11 protein-coding genes are annotated in these 18,813 nt (G+C 35.9%); 4 read left to right on the top strand and 7 right to left on the bottom strand.

Annotated features, from left to right (window positions below; genetic code table 11):
- Positions 1-50 precede the first annotated feature (50 nt).
- Positions 51-779 carry a head GIN domain-containing protein gene (locus tag C1H87_RS19185; RefSeq protein ID WP_102757368.1) on the top strand — a complete coding sequence of 243 codons (729 nt, stop codon included), beginning with the start codon at positions 51-53 and terminating at the stop codon, positions 777-779.
- A gap of 185 nt (positions 780-964) precedes the next feature.
- On the opposite strand, the gene C1H87_RS19180 is transcribed toward C1H87_RS19185, so the two are convergent.
- The 7 genes from C1H87_RS19180 to C1H87_RS19150 all read right to left on the bottom strand — a co-directional run bounded on the left by C1H87_RS19180 (position 965) and on the right by C1H87_RS19150 (position 12,387).
- Positions 965-2,434 (bottom strand): alpha-amylase family glycosyl hydrolase, encoded by a 1,470-nt coding sequence (locus C1H87_RS19180; RefSeq protein ID WP_102757367.1) that lies wholly within the window; start codon positions 2,432-2,434, stop codon positions 965-967.
- A 122-nt stretch (positions 2,435-2,556) separates the two neighbouring features.
- The gene (locus tag C1H87_RS19175) at positions 2,557-4,530 is read right to left on the bottom strand and encodes a glycoside hydrolase family 13 protein (protein ID WP_102757366.1); all 1,974 of its coding nucleotides are present in this window, start codon (positions 4,528-4,530) and stop codon (positions 2,557-2,559) included.
- Positions 4,531-4,541: 11 nt separating this feature from the next.
- Positions 4,542-6,659 carry a glycoside hydrolase family 97 protein gene (locus tag C1H87_RS19170; protein ID WP_102757365.1) on the bottom strand — a complete coding sequence of 706 codons (2,118 nt, stop codon included), beginning with the start codon at positions 6,657-6,659 and terminating at the stop codon, positions 4,542-4,544.
- Between the two features lie 27 nt (positions 6,660-6,686).
- Complete coding sequence (locus tag C1H87_RS19165) at positions 6,687-8,996, bottom strand: glycoside hydrolase family 65 protein (protein ID WP_102757364.1); 2,310 nt, start codon at positions 8,994-8,996, stop codon at positions 6,687-6,689.
- 152 nt (positions 8,997-9,148) lie between these two features.
- On the bottom strand, positions 9,149-9,820 hold the full coding sequence (gene pgmB, locus C1H87_RS19160) for a beta-phosphoglucomutase (RefSeq protein ID WP_102757363.1): 672 nt from the start codon (positions 9,818-9,820) through the stop codon (positions 9,149-9,151).
- A 7-nt stretch (positions 9,821-9,827) separates the two neighbouring features.
- Positions 9,828-11,180, bottom strand: coding sequence for an MFS transporter (locus tag C1H87_RS19155; RefSeq protein WP_102757362.1), 1,353 nt, complete (start codon positions 11,178-11,180; stop codon positions 9,828-9,830).
- A gap of 133 nt (positions 11,181-11,313) precedes the next feature.
- A complete protein-coding gene (locus tag C1H87_RS19150) occupies positions 11,314-12,387 on the bottom strand; it encodes a LacI family DNA-binding transcriptional regulator (protein ID WP_102757361.1) in 1,074 nt (357 codons plus the stop codon).
- 246 nt (positions 12,388-12,633) lie between these two features.
- On the opposite strand from C1H87_RS19150, the gene C1H87_RS19145 reads away from it, so the two are divergent.
- From C1H87_RS19145 to C1H87_RS19135, 3 genes are read left to right on the top strand one after another with little or no spacing between them, the layout of a single operon-like run.
- Entirely contained in the window at positions 12,634-15,711 is a 3,078-nt protein-coding gene (locus C1H87_RS19145; RefSeq protein WP_102757360.1) for a SusC/RagA family TonB-linked outer membrane protein, read from the top strand.
- Between the two features lie 10 nt (positions 15,712-15,721).
- Entirely contained in the window at positions 15,722-17,263 is a 1,542-nt protein-coding gene (locus C1H87_RS19140; protein ID WP_102758331.1) for a RagB/SusD family nutrient uptake outer membrane protein, read from the top strand.
- Between the two features lie 24 nt (positions 17,264-17,287).
- Positions 17,288-18,472, top strand: a complete 1,185-nt coding sequence (locus C1H87_RS19135; protein ID WP_102757359.1) for a SusE domain-containing protein — start codon at positions 17,288-17,290, stop codon at positions 18,470-18,472.
- Positions 18,473-18,813: the final 341 nt, after the last annotated feature.

Here is an 18,813-nt window from a genome sequence, read left to right as displayed (position 1 = left end):
TTTATAAGATATTTGAATAAGAAAGAACATCAATCAAAAAACAAGCAATTATGACAACATTAGTTAAGTTTATTTTAGCAACCATCTTGAGTTTAACGCTTTTTTCTTGCAATTTCGATATGAACTTCAACACTGGAGTTCGTGGAAATGGAAACGTTGTAACTGAAGATAGAACCATTCGCGAACCTTTTTCAACTATTAAAGCTACAGAAGGTTTAGACGTATACCTAACACAAGGTGATAGCGAAAGTGTTTCTGTTGAAGCAGATGAAAACCTTCAAGACCTTATTGTAGTAGAAGTTGTGAATGACATTTTAAAAATTCACACCAAAAGGAATATCGGCAAAGCCTCATCAAAAAAAGTGATGGTAAGTTTTAAAGATGTTTCAAGTATTATATCGACTAGCGGAAGCGATGTATATTCTACTAATGTTATTACAGCCGAAAGATTAGATCTTAAATCTACCAGTGGCAGCGATATGAGACTTGAGGTGAACACAACGGAATTAAATTGTAAATCTACTAGTGGTAGCGACTTACGCTTATCTGGAAAAACGACCAAGCTTATTGCTGAAGCTACCAGTGGTAGCGATATTAAAGCTGCAGACTTAATTTCTGAGTCCAGCCATGTAAAAGCCACTAGTGGTGCAGATATTACCGTAAACACGTCTAAAGAACTTACAGCAAAAGCTACTAGCGGCGGGGATATAAAATATTACGGAAATCCAGAAAAAGTAGATAAAAGTAATAACTCTTCTGGTAGTGTTAGAAAACGATAAACCAATTAAATCCAACTTTAGCAAGAGATCGTCTAAAAAGTATTAGATACTAATAGTGTCACATCGAGCGCAGTCGAGATGTCTTAAAATAAAGAACATTAAAAAGTTCTCGACTGCGAAATCGAACGGACATCTAAATCTTTTTATACGATCTCTTGTTTTTTTTATTCCCCACTTTAAACCTCTTATAAATCGGTTAAAACTTTATATCCCCAAGGATCAAGTGTTACGTTTTTATTATTAAACTGTACTTCTTCACGGGTCATATAATCCAGAAACTTCCCTGCACTGGTCATTTTAAAAGTTTGCGGCTTACTTGAAAAATTGGCTATAAACGTAATTTTTTTTCCTGCTTTACTCCTAATATACTTCAACACATATTTATTATCCGTTTCGAAAATAAGGTAAGAAGCTGATTGTTTCCCTCCATTTAAAGCTTCGTGTGTATTTTTAAGAGTCCCTAGCTTTTTCAACACCTCCCACTGTCTGCCCTTAGTCTTAGAAATAGAATCTTTTTCAAAGAATTTTAAACGGTGATTTAAACCATATTCTTGACCTGAATAGATTAAAGGCATTCCCGGAATGATATAACTAAAAACAGTCATAAGTTCCGAAGCATCTCCCATACGCTCTTGTATTGTTCCATTCCATGAATTTTCATCATGGTTCGTTAGAAAATTCATAAGAATATCATCTCGTTCGTAATCTGTTATAACTTTTGTAGCGTACTTATCCCAATCCATTAAAGACTTTTTCTCGTTAGCCATGTCGTTTAATAAATGGTGGCCTTCCCAGGCATAAGCCATATCAAATAGATTGGCTTTTAAAAGTTCAGGCTCCCAGGCTTCTGCTAGCATAAAAATGTCTTTTTTCGATCGTAATTGCGGAATAGCCTCTTCCCAAAAATCTAATGGTACAGAACCTGCAACATCACATCTAAATCCATCAACACCTTGCTCTGTAATCCAATAACCCATATCGGCAATCATTTCCTTGCGCATGTCGGTATTGTCATAATTTAAATCGGCTACATCAGTCCAATCGGTTTCGTCTGGATGTATTACTTCGCCCTTACCGTTCTGTGTATAATACTCAGGATGATTCTTTAACCACTCATGATCCCACCCAGTATGGTTAGGAACCCAATCTAAAATAACATATATACCATGTTTATGAGCTTCGTTAACCAAAGCTCTAAAATCTTTTATAGTACCAAATTCTGGGTTAATTTTTGTATAATCGGTAACAGCATAATAACTCCCCAGCATCTTAGCACGTTCCGCTTCATCTTCAATTAAACTGGCGAACTCACCCCCAGTAGCTTTTCTTTTGGTTTTAGATATTGGAAATACCGGCATAAGCCAAATAATCTTTACCCCAAGTTCCTTTAATTCTGGAATATCCTTTGTAAAGGCATTAAAAGTACCTTCAGGAGAATACTGCCTAATATTGGCTTCATAAATGATCGCTGTTTCCAGAATATCATTGGTTATTGGAGTCATTTCAACTAAAGTTTCTTCTTTTTCTTCAAGTTCTACAGACTCCGTTTCTGGTGATGCCGTATTAGGTAATGCTTTAGTTGTTTTTTCATTTTTACATGAAAAAGCAAGAAGCATCATCATTATAAGCAGTATTAATTTTTTTGTTGTTCTCATGAATATGGTTTAATCTTAATTACTTTTAAAATAAGGCAGGCTTCAACTGTGCTCAGTATGACACAAAATTTAGCTATTAACTTTTACATCGCTAGGTCAAACTTGCGTTAAGATACTTTATTTTAATCTTTTGTTACTAAAATAATACTTCCTTTAGTTTCTAACTTTAAACTATCTAGCCATACAACAGCCTTTCCAGAAATAACATCCTTAAGTACCTTTCCTTTTAAATTCATTTCTTCAAACCTGTTTAAATCCAGTTCAATAGGTTTCTCGTTCTTATTTATAATATGAACCACCGTTTCATCTCCCAATATTCTAAACAAAACGTATACACCATTTTCGGGAGAAAAATGCACCGTTTTCCCTTCTTGAATAGCTTTACAAGATTTTCTAAAGTTTAACAATGTTTTTAAATAAGACTGTACTTCTTTTTGAACCTCAGTAAGTCCAGCACCGGTAAATGCATTTGTAGTATCTCCTTCCCAGCCTCCCGGGAAATCTGTTCTAATTAAACCATGATCGCCCGGTTTTTCAAAATCGTTCATCAATACCTCAGTACCATAATATATTTGTGGAATTCGAGGTAATGTAAGCACGTAACTTAAAGCCATTTTTGTATTAACAATATCACCTTTTAATTGTGTAAAAACACGGCTCATATCGTGATTATCTAGAAAAAGCATAATGTCCTTAGGCGATGCATAATGAAAATCGTTAGCCAAACCTTCATACAATTTCACCAAACCTTGATCCCATGATTCAGGTTCATTTAAACCCTGCAAAATCAAGCTTTGCATGGCGAAATCCATAGAAGATTTTAAATTAGAATCATAACCATCCCGGTTATTAGCGCCTTCTTGCCAGTACCCAATAAGTAAAGGGTTGTAACTCCACTCCTCACCCACAATACTAAAATTAGGGTATTCGTTCATAATAGCACCAGCCCAATCGCTCATAAAATCCTTATCGGGATACGGGTAAGTATCTTGTCTTATACCTCCTAGTCCAACGGTTTCCACCCACCAAATACTATTTTGAACAATATATTGAGCCATGAAGGGATTACGCTGATTTAAATCGGGCATGGCAGAGACAAACCACCCGTCGGTTAAAGCCGCTTTATCCTTTTTAGATGCATATAAATCCTGATTGTTCGTGCGTTTATGATTCGATTTTATGGTTACCTCATTAGTCCACGAATCCTTGTGCTCCTCATAGATTTCCTGATAATTCACCCAATCCTTAAATGGTAAATCCTTTATCCACCAATGCCCTAAACCACAGTGATTAGCAACCTGATCCATGATTAATTTCATGCCTCTTTTAGACATTTCTTGAGCCAATGATTTGTAATCGTTTAATGTACCGTATCTGGGATCTACCTCATAGTAATCGGTTATAGCATAACCATGATAAGAGCTCTCTGGCATATCGTTGGTTAATAACGGACACGACCAAATGGCTGTAAAACCTAAATCATCAATGTAGTTCAAATGATTTATTATGCCCGCTAAATCACCTCCATGACGTGCATAATTGTTGGTTCTATCAATCGTTTTCTCCTGTAAATCGGTATTGGTGTCATTATCAGGATTACCATTCGCAAACCTATCTGGCGTTATAAGGTACACCGCATCACTACTATCAAATCCGATATAATCTTCAGATGGTTTTTCTCTGGATTTTAACTCATAGGTACAAATCAAATCATCCGTATTTTCTTTTTTAAAGATGATGTTAAACTTTCCTGCTTTTGCTGTTTCAGAAATGTTTAAATCTATAAAAAGATAATTCGGACTATCTGCTTGATGTATTTTTTCAATAGAAACGCCTGTATAGGAAACCTCCGGTGCCCATTCTGAAATGTTCGGATGCTGTACTAAAAGTTGTAGTGTTGTATTTTTAAATCCTATCCACCAATTTGGAGGTTCAACACGTAAAATATCTTGTTTTTCAACAACCTCAACTGGTATCTCTGGTTCGTTAACAGATGAGCTATTTTGCTTTTTGCAGGATGTACTTAGCATCAGTACAAATGACAAAGCAATTAAAACCCATTGTTTTGTTTGATATTTTCTATACTTATGTCTCATAGATTAAGGTGTTATTTTATTTCTTTAATGCTAATAGCAAAGCCCCCACCAGGAACGGATAGCTGTGACAGTTTCGATTTACTTGTCACTTTTTTTGTTCTAATCGTATAGGCTTGCGGATTGGTTTTATAATGAGCATCTTTGGCATCGGCATAAATGGTTGCCATATATTTTTTCCCTTTTTCGAGGAAATCAAATTTAAAACTAGCAGTTCTAGCTTTTTTACCATTTACATTGCCTACAAACCAATTACTACTACCTTTTTCCTTACGGGCAATCGTGATATGCCTCCCCGGCTCTGCTTCTAAATACACACTCTCATCCCAGTCTAAAGCCACGTCTTTTATAAACTGAAAGGCATCTATAAATTGCTCGTAATGCTCGGGTAAATCTGCTGCCATTTGCAACGGACTGTACATCGTTACATATAATGCCAATTGATTGGCTATGGTACTGTTTACATGAGAATTGTTGTTAGGGTTTAGTTTACTTATATCCATTTCAAAAATTCCTGGTGTATAATCCATCGGACCACCGATTAAACGTGTAAAAGGCAACACGGTAACATGATTGGGTTTAGAACCTCCAAAAGCCTGAAACTCCGTACCTCTGGCAGATTCGTTACCAATTAAATTGGGATAGGTTCTACAAATTCCTGTTGGTCTTACAGCTTCATGTGCATTTATCATAATTTTATAATCCGCTGCTTTTTCAAGAGCATATTGATAGTGGTTTACCGTCCACTGGCTGTAATGATGCTCGCCTCGTGGTAAAATATCTCCAACATAGCCACTTTTAACTGCATCGTATCCATTATCTTTCATAAATTGATAGGCCTTATCCATATGGCGTTCGTAATTTCTTGTTGAACCAGAGGTTTCATGGTGCATGATCATTTTAACGCCTTTAGATTTGGCGTACTTATGAATTTCCTCTACATCAAAGTCTGGATAAGGGGTTACAAAATCAAACACATAATCTTTCGACTTCCCAAACCAATCTTCCCAACCTTCATTCCAGCCTTCTACCAAAACGCCATCAAAACCATACTTTGAGGCAAAATCTATATATCGTTTTACGTTTTTATTATTGGCAGAATGCTTAGCACTGGCACCTACTTTAGAGTAATTGGTTACGCCTAATTCAATTGCTGGTAACTCATCTGTATAAGCCCACGATCCTTTTCCAGTAATCATCTCCCACCAAACGCCAACGTACTTTACAGGTTTTATCCATGAAGTATCTTCAATTTTACATGGATCATTAAGATTTAATGTCATTCTGGAAGCTAGAATATCCCTGGCATCGTCACTTACCATAATAGTTCTCCATGGCGATTTACTTGGAGCTTGCATATAACCTTTATCACCATTTGCATCGGGAGTTAACCAAGACTGAAACACCATGTTTTCTTCATCTAGATTTAAATGCATACAGGCATAATTAATCAATGCCGCTTCATGCAAATTAATGTACAAACCATCTTTGGTTTTCATCATCAAAGCGGTTTGTACACCTGTTTTAGAAAATTGCTCCTGCGATGCATTATCGGTATAGGCTGCATCAAATTTTTCTCTTATTTCTGATAGTTTTGATTCTGTATAATCGAATTCCTGCGTATCGTAATCTCCCGGAATCCAGAAAGCTGTATGATCGCCCGTCATGGCGAATTGCGTATGCTCTTCTTTAATTACAAAATAAACCAATTTCCCCTGTTTAGGAAACTCATAACGAAAGCCCAAACCTTCATTGAACAGCCTAAAACGAACTATTAATATTCTATCTGTCCCTCCTTGTTTTAAGCTTACGGCCAATTCATTGTAGTGGTTTCGAATGTCCTTTTCTTCTCCCCAAACGGGTGTCCAAGTTTCATCAAAAGAAGCATGTTCTACCTTTAGAATTGAAAAATCATTTAGTAACGATTTAGGATCATCCTTCAATTCAAAGCCCAAAGCACTCCGCTTTATAACTTCCTTATCTTTATAGAAGAGTTGATAGGTTGGCGAACCATCATCCGTAAGACAAAAATTCATTGTTAATGCTCCATTGGGCGACTTTAGCTCTTGTGAATTAACGAGGTTAAAAGCTGAAAACAATAGGGTTACATATAATATAAATAGCGATTTCATTTTTAATATTTTTACTGTAAAACTTAACTAATTGACACGTTTTAACGTCTTCTTTTTTAATAATAAACGTTCGTTATTTATAAAAATCTCCAGATCATCACCATGCAGGATTTCGAAATTTGTCTGCTTTTGGTCAACATCTACTTTTAATATCCGGTTTCTAAAATTTAGTTTAAACGAATAGCCTTCCCACTGCTCTGGTATTTTAGGAGTGAAAGCGAGTTTCCCTTCTTTTATTCTCATACCACCAAAGCCTTCAACAATACTCATCCAGGTTCCCGCCATAGAAGTAATGTGTAAACCTTCATGCACTTCATGATTATAATCTTCTAAATCCAGACGGGACGTTCGCATGTAAAAATTATAGGCTTGATCCATTCTGTCTAACTTTGCTGCTTGAATACTATGTACACAGGGCGACAATGAGCTTTCATGTAATGTAAATGGCTCATAAAAATCGAAATGACGCTCCAACTCTTCTACAGTGAATTGATCTTCAAAAAAATAGAAGCCTTGCAAAACATCGGCTTGTTTTATATAAGATGAACGTAAAATTCTATCCCAGGACCATTTTTGGTTGATAGGTCTTTCATTCTTATCCAGATCTGCTACAGTTGTTAACTCTTTGTCTAAAAACCCGTCTTGTTGTAAATACACTTTATGCGTTTCAGAATAAGGAAAGTACATTTTATCTGCTACATCCTTCCATGCTTTTAGCTCTTCCTCATAAAGTTTAACCTTATTCATGATACGTTCGAAATCTGAAGGGTATTCCGTTTTAATCTTTTCAAGGTTTTCCATGGTATAATTAATGCACCAATGTGCCAAATAATTCGTGTACCAATTGTTATTTACGTTATTCTCGTACTCGTTTGGTCCTGTAACACCAAGAATAACATATAGGTTTTTGTCTTTTGAAAACGTGGCGCGCTGTTGCCAGAAACGGGCAATCCCAATTAAAACCTCCAAACCTTTTTCTACTATATAATTGTAATCGCCAGTATAGCGGTAGTAATTGTAAATGGCAAAGGAAATAGCGCCGTTACGATGAATTTCTTCAAATGTAATTTCCCATTCGTTATGGCATTCTTCTCCATTCATGGTAACCATTGGGAATAATGCTGCACCATTTTTAAACCCTAACTTTTCGGCATTTTCAATTGCTTTTTCCAAATGGTTATATCGGTATTCCAAAAGGCTTCGGGCTACTTTCTCATCTTTGGTTGCCATGTAAAATGGAAGACAATAGGCTTCGGTATCCCAATAGGTACTCCCCCCGTATTTCTCTCCGGTAAAACCTTTAGGCCCTATATTTAATCTAGAATCTTTACCCAAATAGGTTTGGTTTAACTGAAAAATATTAAAGCGAATACCTTGCTGTGCTTTAATATCTCCCTCTATGGTTATATCTGCGCGTTCCCAAATTTTTAACCAGGCTTCTTTTTGCTTTTCCAATAACTGATTGAAACCAGTTTTTATAGCCATTGCCAAGAGTTTTTTGGCTGTCGAGACAAGTTCTGATTTATCATGGTTTCTATCTACTGTATAACCTCCGTATTTTTCTATTGTATAGACCTCACCTTGTTTTACCCGATGTTCATAACTAAACGAAGCATAATTAGCATCGGCATTAATATTAGGCTCTATGAGTACGAATTTCCCATTTATAAAAATTCTGGATTCCATGAAGGTACAGGTATAAAAATCTGTTTTCATGGTTTTTGCCTGGATAAAGGCTTGATGGTTCTCATGACTTACTTTTAAGGTATCCCAGAACTTATCATCCCAATTGGTATCCTTATTGGTTATGCCACTATCTAAATAAGGCTGAAAAACGATATTTGCATCACAATTTACTGGTGTAACCTCATATTTAATAACGCCCAGTTCGTCTGTATCTAAGCTTAAAAAGCGCTTGGTTTTAACCTCAATTACGGTGTTGTTTTTTAATGTTGCCGTAAAGCTTCTAGACAGCCAACCTTCTTGCATGTTGAGTTCCCGTTTAAAATCGGTTACTGCTTTACAAGCAAATAGGTCGAGTTGTTCGCCATTTACAGAAACATTAATCCCAATCCAGTTGGGAGCATTCAACACTTTTGCAAAGTACTCCGGGTAGCCATTTTTCCACCAGCCTACTCTTGTTTTATCGGGATAATAAACACCTGCTATATAGTTTCCTTGAAATGTTGATCCTGAATACTTCTCTTCAAAATTGGCACGTTGCCCCATAGCACCGTTTCCAATACTAAACAAACTCTCTGAAGATTCAACCCTACTAGCATCAAACCCCTCTTCTATTATGGACCATTTATTTGGTTTTATGTAATCTTGATTCATTTTTTTAATGATGATATAAAATAGACTTTAGACCACGTTGTTGTTAGACCAACCTTCTAATTAGCACTATTTTCTTATTAATTCTATTTTAAGAGAATAGGTGACAATCCTTTCCAATAAAAGCTTACTTTCCAAAGCTTTTTATCTTCTCTTTACTCTATGTTCTCTGTTTCTTTTATTAATTCTTCAATAAAATTGTCTGGTATTTCGGTTAAATCGTTAAAATTAAAATCGGCTTCACTAAGTGTGTCCTTATCCCCTATACCTACCGATACCATGTTTGCTTTATTTGCTGCTTCAATGCCAGCTATAGCATCTTCAAAAACAATACATTTTTCGGAGGATAGATTGAGTTTCTTCGCTGCTATTAAAAAAACCTCAGGGTCTGGCTTTGCCTTAGTCACATCGTTACCATCTACTATAGCTTCAAACCTTTCCAATAAGCCTACTTGTTTTAAAATTAAAGGCGCATTTTTACTTGCAGAGCCAAGTGCATACTTAATACCGGCACGATCTAGTTTTCCCAAAAGATCATGCACTCCGGGAAGAATTTCGTCTGCATTCATTTTCTGGATATACCCTAAATAATCTTCATTCTTGCTCGTTAGAAACGCCTGCTTTTTTTCTTCAGATATGCTTACATTACCAATGTTTAAAAGTATTTCCAACGATCGCACACGACTAACACCTTTAAGTAATTCGTTATGTGCTTCGGTAAACTCAAAACTTAACGTATCGGCAAGTTTTTTCCATGCCAGATAATGATACTTGGCAGTATCGACTATAACCCCGTCCAGGTCGAATATAACTCCTATTGTGTTCATGAAATTTCTATTGTATTACATCGTCAACATCCTTCACTTTCGAAACCAATGCTGCCGCAATTAAAAAGCTTACACCGCTGGTTACCAATGCAAAAATGGCATGGTTGCCATAGGCATATTTTACTAAAGGACCACCAATTAAAGCATTGATGATTTGAGGTATAACAATAAAGAAATTGAAGATTCCCATATAAACGCCCATCTTTTTTGGAGAAATCGATCCAGCTAAAATGGCGTAAGGCATGGCCAATATACTAGCCCAGGCAATACCAACAGCTACCATAGAAATTATCAGCCAGTTTTTATCTGGCATGATGTAAATTGAAAGTAAACCCAATCCGCCAATAACAAGGGATAAAGCATGGGTCTTCTTTCTACCTATTTTCTTTGCAATATATGGTAAGGCAAATGCATAAAATGCAGACACAAAATTGTAAACACCAAATAATACGCCAACCCAATCACCAGCGTTCTGGTAGGTCGAACTACTACTGTCTGTATACGACAATCCATACGTATGTTGTGCTATGGCTGGTGTAGCAAATACCCACAGGCCAAAAAGTCCGAACCACGAAAAGAATTGCACCCAACTTAGTTGCCGCATCGTTTCGGGCATTTTCCTGAAGTCATCAAAAATATCCAACAAACTGGATTTTTTTTCCTCACTGTCTTTTTCTCTAGCAGGTTCTTCTTTATCCTCAAAGCTTGCTAATTCTTCTGGAGTATATTCTTTAGTTGTTAATACCGTTACTAAAATGGATACTATTAAAATAAAAGCACCTATAATAAAAGATAAGATCAAGTTTAAGGGAACCGTTCCTTCAGCAGCTTGGTTAGATATTCCCAACCAATTAGTTAAAACATAGGGCAACCAAGAACCAATAACAGCTCCAAAACCTATTAAGGCTGTCTGTACACTAAAACCCTGAGTACGTTGGTCTGTTCTTAAGTTATCTCCAACCAGAGCACGAAAAGGCTCCATGGCAATATTAAAAGAGGCATCCATAATCATTAGCATACCTGCTCCTACCCATAATGGAGGGAGAAATGCAATAAACATATCTGCCTGTGGCATTAATACCAAACCAACAGAGGCCAGAATAGCTCCTAGTAAAAAGTACGGTTTTCTTCTGCCAAATCGTCCCCAGGTTTTATCGCTATAGTACCCTATAATTGGTTGGACAATTAAGCCCATTAAAGGTGCTATGATCCAAAACCATGATAACTGATGAACGTCTGCTCCAAATATTTGAAGGACGCGACTCGCATTGGCATTTTGAAGGGCAAACCCCATTTGGATTCCCAGAAATCCGAAACTCATATTCCAGATTTGCCAGAAACTTAATCTACGCTTTTCCATTAAATAGTATGTTTAAATTAATACTATTTGATAAGCGGTAAACTTATCAAAACTTATGATGAGAAGTGAAAATATAAGTTTTGATTTCGGGTCAAAGATATAAAAGATTTTAGTTTTTCCTAATATATTTCTTTTATTTAGTTGATTCTCTTTCAATAATTTCGGTCTCTATAACCATTTTTATAAAGTCAGACTTTCTCTCATTATTCGTGAAATACTGGTCACCTTCAGCATCTAAAGCCTCCAATCTATCGATTAATAAATTCGCCGCCTGTTCGCCCATTTTTTGCCCGTGTTGGCTCACGGTTGTTAAACTGGGAGTGGCATGTTTTGAGAGCACACCGTCTGTAAAACCTATAACTTGAATATCGTCAGGAATACTTAATCCTAACTTTCTGGCTACTTTCATAGCCGTTACCGCGTATAATTCATTTACAGCAAAAATACCATCGATGTTACCGTTCATTTTAAAAAACTGTCCCATTTCATTTTCTAAAATCTCCAGATGGTTTTCTACATCCAGGCTATCATCAATCTTTAAAATTAGGTTAGAATTTGCTTCTACACAATTACTCTGCAAGGCTTCCAAATACCCTTGGGTTCTCAGTCTTCCAACGCTTACATAGTCCATAGTAGTAATAAGCCCTATATTTTTACAACCATTATCAATCAGTTTTTTTACTGCCTTAACCGCTCCGTTAAAATCATCAACGATCACCTTATCGCACTCTACTTCACTTACAACCCTATCAAACATAACAATAGGCATTCCCTGATCTATAGTTGCATTAAAATGATGGTAATCCTGCTTAAGCAACGTCTCTTTGGAAATAGAAAGAATAAACCCATCAATACTACCAGTAGCAAGCATTTCCATATTAATAATCTCCTTGGTAAAAGACTCGTTAGACAACCCCACAATAACATTATACCCCCTTCTATTCGCTATAAGTTCAATACCTCGAATTACAGTTGAAAAGAAATGGTGAACAATTTCCGGGATTAATATACCTATGGTCTTAGTTTTTCTGTTTTTTAAACTAAGTGCAATATTATTAGGCTTGTAGTTATAAAGTTTAGCAAATGCCTGAATTTTTTGAGTAGTATCTTCACTAATTTCTTTGCTATTGCTAAGGGCTTTTGAAACCGTAGAAATTGAAACATCTAATTCTCGGGCAATTTGTTTTAAAGTAATTTTCCTTTTCATAATTTTCCTATTTCTGTAAGTAGAACAGTTTCAGTCGGTTTCAATAAAGCATTACGGCTTTTCAAGGTCTAAATTATGAATTTTTACATTTTAAAGCAACAAATACTGAAAAGTTGTCAACACGAAAACGTTTTCGTTACGAATTTCGTAATTTATAGTTCCTTCTTTACAATTTCTTTACATAGTTTTGAGGTGAGGAGTGAAAATATAAACTAACTAAACAACACATTAATTTAACAAAAATGTATGAAAACGACGACTAAGCGATTATTGTTTTTTATGCTAATTCTACCTGTATTTTTATTTGGACAGAATGCTATAAAAGGAACAGTAACAGAACAATCTAATTCCATTCCCCTACCTGGTGTTAATGTTGTTATAAAAGGCACCACGAATGGAACTACTACAGATTTTGATGGAAACTTCCAGATTAAAGCCAATAATGGAGATATAATTGTATTCTCCTATATAGGCTATCAAACTGTAGAAATAACATTTTCAGGCCAATCTACATTAAATGTTCAACTGTCTGAAGATACAGACCAATTAGACGAAATAGTTATTATTGGATATGGTAGTGTTAAAAAAGAAGACTTAACGGGTTCTGTAGATGTAGTATCTTCTAAAGAGTTTAACAAAGGTACAGTAGTATCTGCAGACCAATTACTAAATGGTAAAGCTCCCGGTGTAAGAATCACAACTGCTGGTGGTGCACCAGATGCAAAACCAAACATTAGAATTAGAGGCGGGGCGTCTTTATCTGCCAATAGTAATCCGTTAATTGTTATTGACGGAATTGCAGTAGATAACTCCAACCCTGCTGGGGTAAACAATCCATTAACACTTGTAAATCCAAACGATATTGAAAGTTTCAGTATTTTAAAAGATGCATCGGCAACAGCTATTTACGGATCAAGAGCATCCAATGGTGTTATTATCATTACAACAAAAAAAGGAACCTCTGGTGATGTGAAATTTAATTTCTCTTCAAATATCTCTACAAGCAAAGTAAGCGATAAGATTGATTTATTTGATGGTAATGAATTTGTAGATTTTATTACAACAACTTACCCACAAGAAACCAATCAATTGGGAGTTCCAGCAGGTTCTGTAAGTACAAATGAAGCTGTTGTACAAAACATTAACGGAAGGGACATTTATAACTCAGACTGGCAAGATGCTATTTTTAGAACCAGTATGTCTCAAGATTATAATTTTAGTGCCAGAGCAAATCTTTTTAAAAAGATTCCATTTAGAGCCTCTGTTGGATATAATGAAACTGAGGGGGTTTTAAAAACTAATGATTATAAAAGAACCACAGCGTCATTAAAATTAACACCTAAGTTTTTTGAAGATCATCTAAAGGTCGATGTTAATGTAAAATCAATTTTTGTCGACAAAAACAATATTGATAATGATGGTGCTTTAGGCGGTGCTGTTAATTTTGATCCCACAAAACCCATTTTTGATAGCAATTCCCCTTTTGGTGGTTTTTACACCAATCTAAATGATCAACAAAACATAGACGGTTCCAGTAACCCTGTTGCTTTATTACTGCAACGCAGAAGGCCTGAGAAAGTTGATAAAGTTTTAGGGAATGTTGAATTTGACTATAAAATGCACTTTCTTCCAGAACTAAGAGCTGTTTTAAATTTAGGTTTAGAAGCATCGAAGGCAGAAATAGAGGAAACTTTCTCAGATAATGCCCTTGCCACCTATAGGCTGGACAATACAAATTCCGATCCTAATAGTAATATTTACAATTATGTATTTAACCCCGGAGTAAATTTTAGAGAAAATCAGCATATCACTAATACCACCATGGAAGCTTATCTGGCATACAGAAAAGAGTTTGATGATTATTTTATAAATAACTTTGATATTCAAGCGGGTTACGGTTACCAAAATTTTAAAAATGATGGTAATAAAGAAGAATACAGATATAACACAGATACTGGTATTCGTGAATTAACTCCAAATCCGGCGAACCCAAACAATAGATATTTTAATGAATTAAATCTGCAATCTTTCTTTGCGCGTTCCAATATTAACTTATACAACAAGTATTTGGTAACGGTATCGTTTAGAGCAGATGGATCTTCTTTATTCAGAAAAGATAAACGATGGGGTTATTTTCCTGCTGCAGCTTTAGCATGGAAGCTTAAAGAAGAAGCTTTCCTAAAAGATCTTGATTTTATAAACGACATAAAAATTAGAATTGGCTGGGGTAAAACAGGACAACAGGATATTACAGGAATTGCTGGGTTTTACCCTTCAACACCTCTATTTAGAGCAGGTTTAAGTTCCAGTCAGTACTTACCAGGTGCCGCTATTTATAATGCAGAACCTTTTAATAACGATTTAACTTGGGAGAAAACAACAACTTATAATGCCGGAATAGATTTTAACTTCTTCAAAAACAGCATCATATCCGGTTCATTCGATATTTTTAAAAGAGAAACTAACGATTTATTAGTTGAAGCCCCAGTAGGTCCGGGTCAAGGATTAACAAATGTATTTCCACAAAATATTGGGGAGACAGAAAGTGAAGGGTTCGAGCTAAACCTTAACCTTAACCCTATTCAAAACGAAACTATTAACCTTAGCTTTAATGGAAATATTGCCTATAGTAAAACAGAAGTAGTAAACCTTAACGAGGTTACAGATATAACTGCTCCAGACTCTGGTATACCAACTGGAACAGGTGTTAACTTAGCACGTCATGTTGTAGGTCATGAAGCCTATGCAGCCTGGGTATTTAAACAGATTTACGATGCTAACGGAAGACCTATTTTAGATGCTTTTGTAGATCGCAATAACGATGGAATTATAGACAATGACGATAGGTATAATGTACCATTAAGACCAAATTGGACATTCGGATTCGGATTCAATTTTAATTATAAAAACTGGGATCTAAGCTCAAGTTTTAGAGGTCAATTGGATGGGAAAATGTATAATGCCAGACGATTAAGCCGAGGATATACCGAAGCTGCCTTGCCAAATAATACTCAAAATTTAAACAATACCTTAAACTTCTTTTCAGGTGCTGCCGACCCTAATTTTACCAACAGAAGAGGAAACATTCCATTCTCTGATTATTACTTGGAAAATGCAGCCTTTTTAAGATGTGAAAACATTGTTTTAGGATATACTTTCAACGAAATTTTGAAGAACACAAGATTAAAGTTATACGCTGCGGTAAACAATGCATTTTTAGTTACAAATTATTCTGGTCAAGATCCAGAAAACTTTGATGCCATTGATGATAATTTTTATCCAAGACCAAGAGTCTACTCTTTTGGTGTAAACGTTGATTTTTAAAAAAATAAAGATGAAAAATATAATATTAAATATTTTACTGGGTCTTACGCTTATGTGCAATTTTAGTTGTACTTCAGACTTAGAAACAAGCCCACTGGTAGAGTTGTCCCTCGAAGAATTATTATCTCAGGACCCAAATGCTGTTGAAGGTATCGTATCCAGACTTTATGCGTCTTTTGCGCTGTCTGGTGTTGAAGGTCCAGACAAATCAGACATTAGCGATAATGCAGGAGAGTCACCTTTCTTAAGAGGTATTGTTAACCTTCAAGATTTCACCGCAGACGGTATGAAAAACCGATGGGGAGACGACGGATTAGATCAATTAACAACAACTTCAGATTGGGATGAGAACAATAAATTCTTTAGATATCTATTTAACAGAATATACTTCACAATTCCACAATGTAATAATTTGCTTGCTGTAATTGGCAATATAGATGTTGAAAACAAAGAGTCGGTAATTGCAGAAGTAAGATTCTTAAGAGCTTTAGCCTATTACTATTTAATAGATACTTTTGGAAAAGGTGTTTTGGCTACCGAAGAAAACTTTGGAAACTCCTCGCCATTACCAGAATCATCCAGAGCAGAACTATTTGCTTTTACAGAAACAGAGCTTATTGAGGTAGAAGCCGATTTGCCAGCAACGAATTCTTATGGAAGAGCTTCAAAAGCTGCCGGGCAGATGCTATTGGCCAAGCTATATATGAATGCAGATGTTTACGTAGGCACATCCAGATACGACGATGCTTTAGTTATGATTAATAAAGTTATTAATGACGGTGGTTACAGCCTGGCTCAAGACTTTGTTAGTAATTTTTCTGGAGATAATCATACCTCAACAGAGATTATCTTTCCTTTAATTGCAGATGCCAATGATAGCCAAAGTTATGGTAATACAACTTATATCGTAAATGGTAGCTTAAGTACCGAAACTATGACTCCTGCCGATTTTGGAGCAACAGATGGTTGGACAGGTCATAGAGCATCCAAAGGCTGGTATGGCTTATTTGGCGACCTAGGCACATCGACAGATGTTAGGGCCAGTTTATTTTGGACTACTGGCCATAATTATGAAATGGATGATTATAGGGAATGGACAGATGGGTATCCGTCTACTAAATTTAGAAACTCCAACTTTAATAGCGGCTCTACTGCAACTGCTTTTTCCAGCACCGATTTTCCTTTGTTCAGATTGGCAGATGCTTATTTAATGTATGCAGAATGTGTACTAAGAGGAGCTTCGGGTGGCGATGCAAATACGGCCTTACAATACGTTAACAACGTAAGAACACGTTCTAACGCCGACACGATTACGCAAACCCAATTAACATTAGATTTTATTATTGATGAACGAGGAAGAGAATTAAACCTTGAAGGACATAGAAGAAGCGACTTGATTCGTTTTGGAATGTTTACTGGTGGCAGCTATGTCTGGCCATGGAAAGGAAATTCGGCTTCGGGCGCATCAATACCAGATACTTACAAACTATTCCCCATACCATTAGCTGCACTACAAGCAAACCCGAATTTAACCCAAAATCCGGGATTCTAACAACTAACTTTAAAGATAATTATAATGAAAAATATAAAAATTCTAACACTATTAATAATAGCTCTTATAGGATTCAATTCGTGTAACGATGATGACGAATTGGTGTTTACCGCTAGTGAAGCAGAAGGTTTGGTTTTTAATACTACTTTCTTGAACAACTACGTATTAAATTCTAGTTTGAATAGTAATTTGGCCGAACGTTTTACTTGGAGTAATGCCGATTTTGATGTTCCAACCGAAGTTAGTTATAGTTTGGAAGCCGCTACAATGGCAGACTTTAGCGATTATATAGATGATGATAACAATGAGGATTATGCAAAATATAATTTAGGAACCACAACCAATAACGAACTTCCTGTTACTATAAAACAAATGCTTGATTTAGCTGCCCTAGCCGGATTGGATAACGATCCTGATTCTGATGAGCCTAATATCGGACAGTTATATTTTAGAATTAAGGCATTTATTGGCCAAGGAAGTTTAGAATCTTATTCCGCTATTCAGACTTTAAATATAGAATTGCAAGAAATTGTTAATACTGGCGGTCCTATACCTAACTGTCCTTCAATTTGGGTCGTTGGTGCTGGAGCTGTTGATGCTGGATGGGGCTGGGATACTCCTGTAGAATTCCTTTGCTTTGATGATGTTTATATAACAAATATTAATTTAGTTAATGACGCATTTCGTTTCTTCTTAACAGAAGGTGATTGGGGTTCAGGGCAAAACTACCCATATTATGTTTCAGAAGGTTACACCATTGATCCTGATTTAGTCGATGCCATGGATGGCGATAATAACTTTAGTTTTACTGGTACACCGGGTAAATATTTAATGACTGTAGATACCGTAAACAAAACCATTACATTAGATATTCCACAAGCAGAAGAGTCTAATTGTGATTCTGTATGGGTTGTAGGTGCTGGAGCCGAAGATGCCGGATGGGGCTGGGATACTCCTGTAGAATTTACTTGTACAGATGGTTATTACGGCGCAAGCATTAATCTGGTTAATGACGCATTTCGTTTCTTCCTAACTGAAGGCGATTGGGGTTCTGGTCAAAATTATCCTTTCTATTCAGGTGATGGTTATACCATACATCCTGATTTAGTTGATGCCATGGATGGCGATAATAATTTTAGTTTTACTGGTACACCTGGAAACTATTACTTATCAGTAGACACTGTAAACAAGATTATCGATTTGAGGTAATTCTTTTTAGAATACCATCAAACGATCTTAATTATGTCTATTTATTAGATGACTGAGACCTGTTAGGTTTTAAAAACCTGACAGGTCTATTTGGAGAATAAAGATGTAAAGAATTTATTATCGGTAATCCAAATATATTTCAATAAAGTCCATCTCGAAGACAGGTACTCAGACTGATATTTCACCCTTAATTTTAAGATATTAAGCGGATTGCTATTCTTTTATAAAACCCTAAATAAAAAGAGACTGTCTCAAAAGTTTTAAAACTGTCATTTTGAGGGTAATGAACCTGCCCGTCCGGCAGGTGGGCACTCTGAATAACACCTTTTCAAACAGCCTCT

This window comes from Flavivirga eckloniae, from assembly GCF_002886045.1.
In the GTDB taxonomy this organism is placed as follows: domain Bacteria; phylum Bacteroidota; class Bacteroidia; order Flavobacteriales; family Flavobacteriaceae; genus Flavivirga; species Flavivirga eckloniae.
The sequence above is the reverse complement of the archived record's forward strand: the minus strand, read 5'-3'. Positions and strand labels throughout refer to the sequence as shown.

Coding starts and splice junctions, on each gene's coding strand:
- C1H87_RS19185 (WP_102757368.1), top strand. CDS start 51: ATGACAACATTAGTTAAGTTTATTTTAGCAACCATCTTGAGTTTAACG.
- C1H87_RS19180 (WP_102757367.1), bottom strand. CDS start 2,434: ATGAGAACAACAAAAAAATTAATACTGCTTATAATGATGATGCTTCTT.
- C1H87_RS19175 (WP_102757366.1), bottom strand. CDS start 4,530: ATGAGACATAAGTATAGAAAATATCAAACAAAACAATGGGTTTTAATT.
- C1H87_RS19170 (WP_102757365.1), bottom strand. CDS start 6,659: ATGAAATCGCTATTTATATTATATGTAACCCTATTGTTTTCAGCTTTT.
- C1H87_RS19165 (WP_102757364.1), bottom strand. CDS start 8,996: ATGAATCAAGATTACATAAAACCAAATAAATGGTCCATAATAGAAGAG.
- pgmB (WP_102757363.1), bottom strand. CDS start 9,820: ATGAACACAATAGGAGTTATATTCGACCTGGACGGGGTTATAGTCGAT.
- C1H87_RS19155 (WP_102757362.1), bottom strand. CDS start 11,180: ATGGAAAAGCGTAGATTAAGTTTCTGGCAAATCTGGAATATGAGTTTC.
- C1H87_RS19150 (WP_102757361.1), bottom strand. CDS start 12,387: ATGAAAAGGAAAATTACTTTAAAACAAATTGCCCGAGAATTAGATGTT.
- C1H87_RS19145 (WP_102757360.1), top strand. CDS start 12,634: ATGAAAACGACGACTAAGCGATTATTGTTTTTTATGCTAATTCTACCT.
- C1H87_RS19140 (WP_102758331.1), top strand. CDS start 15,722: ATGAAAAATATAATATTAAATATTTTACTGGGTCTTACGCTTATGTGC.
- C1H87_RS19135 (WP_102757359.1), top strand. CDS start 17,288: ATGAAAAATATAAAAATTCTAACACTATTAATAATAGCTCTTATAGGA.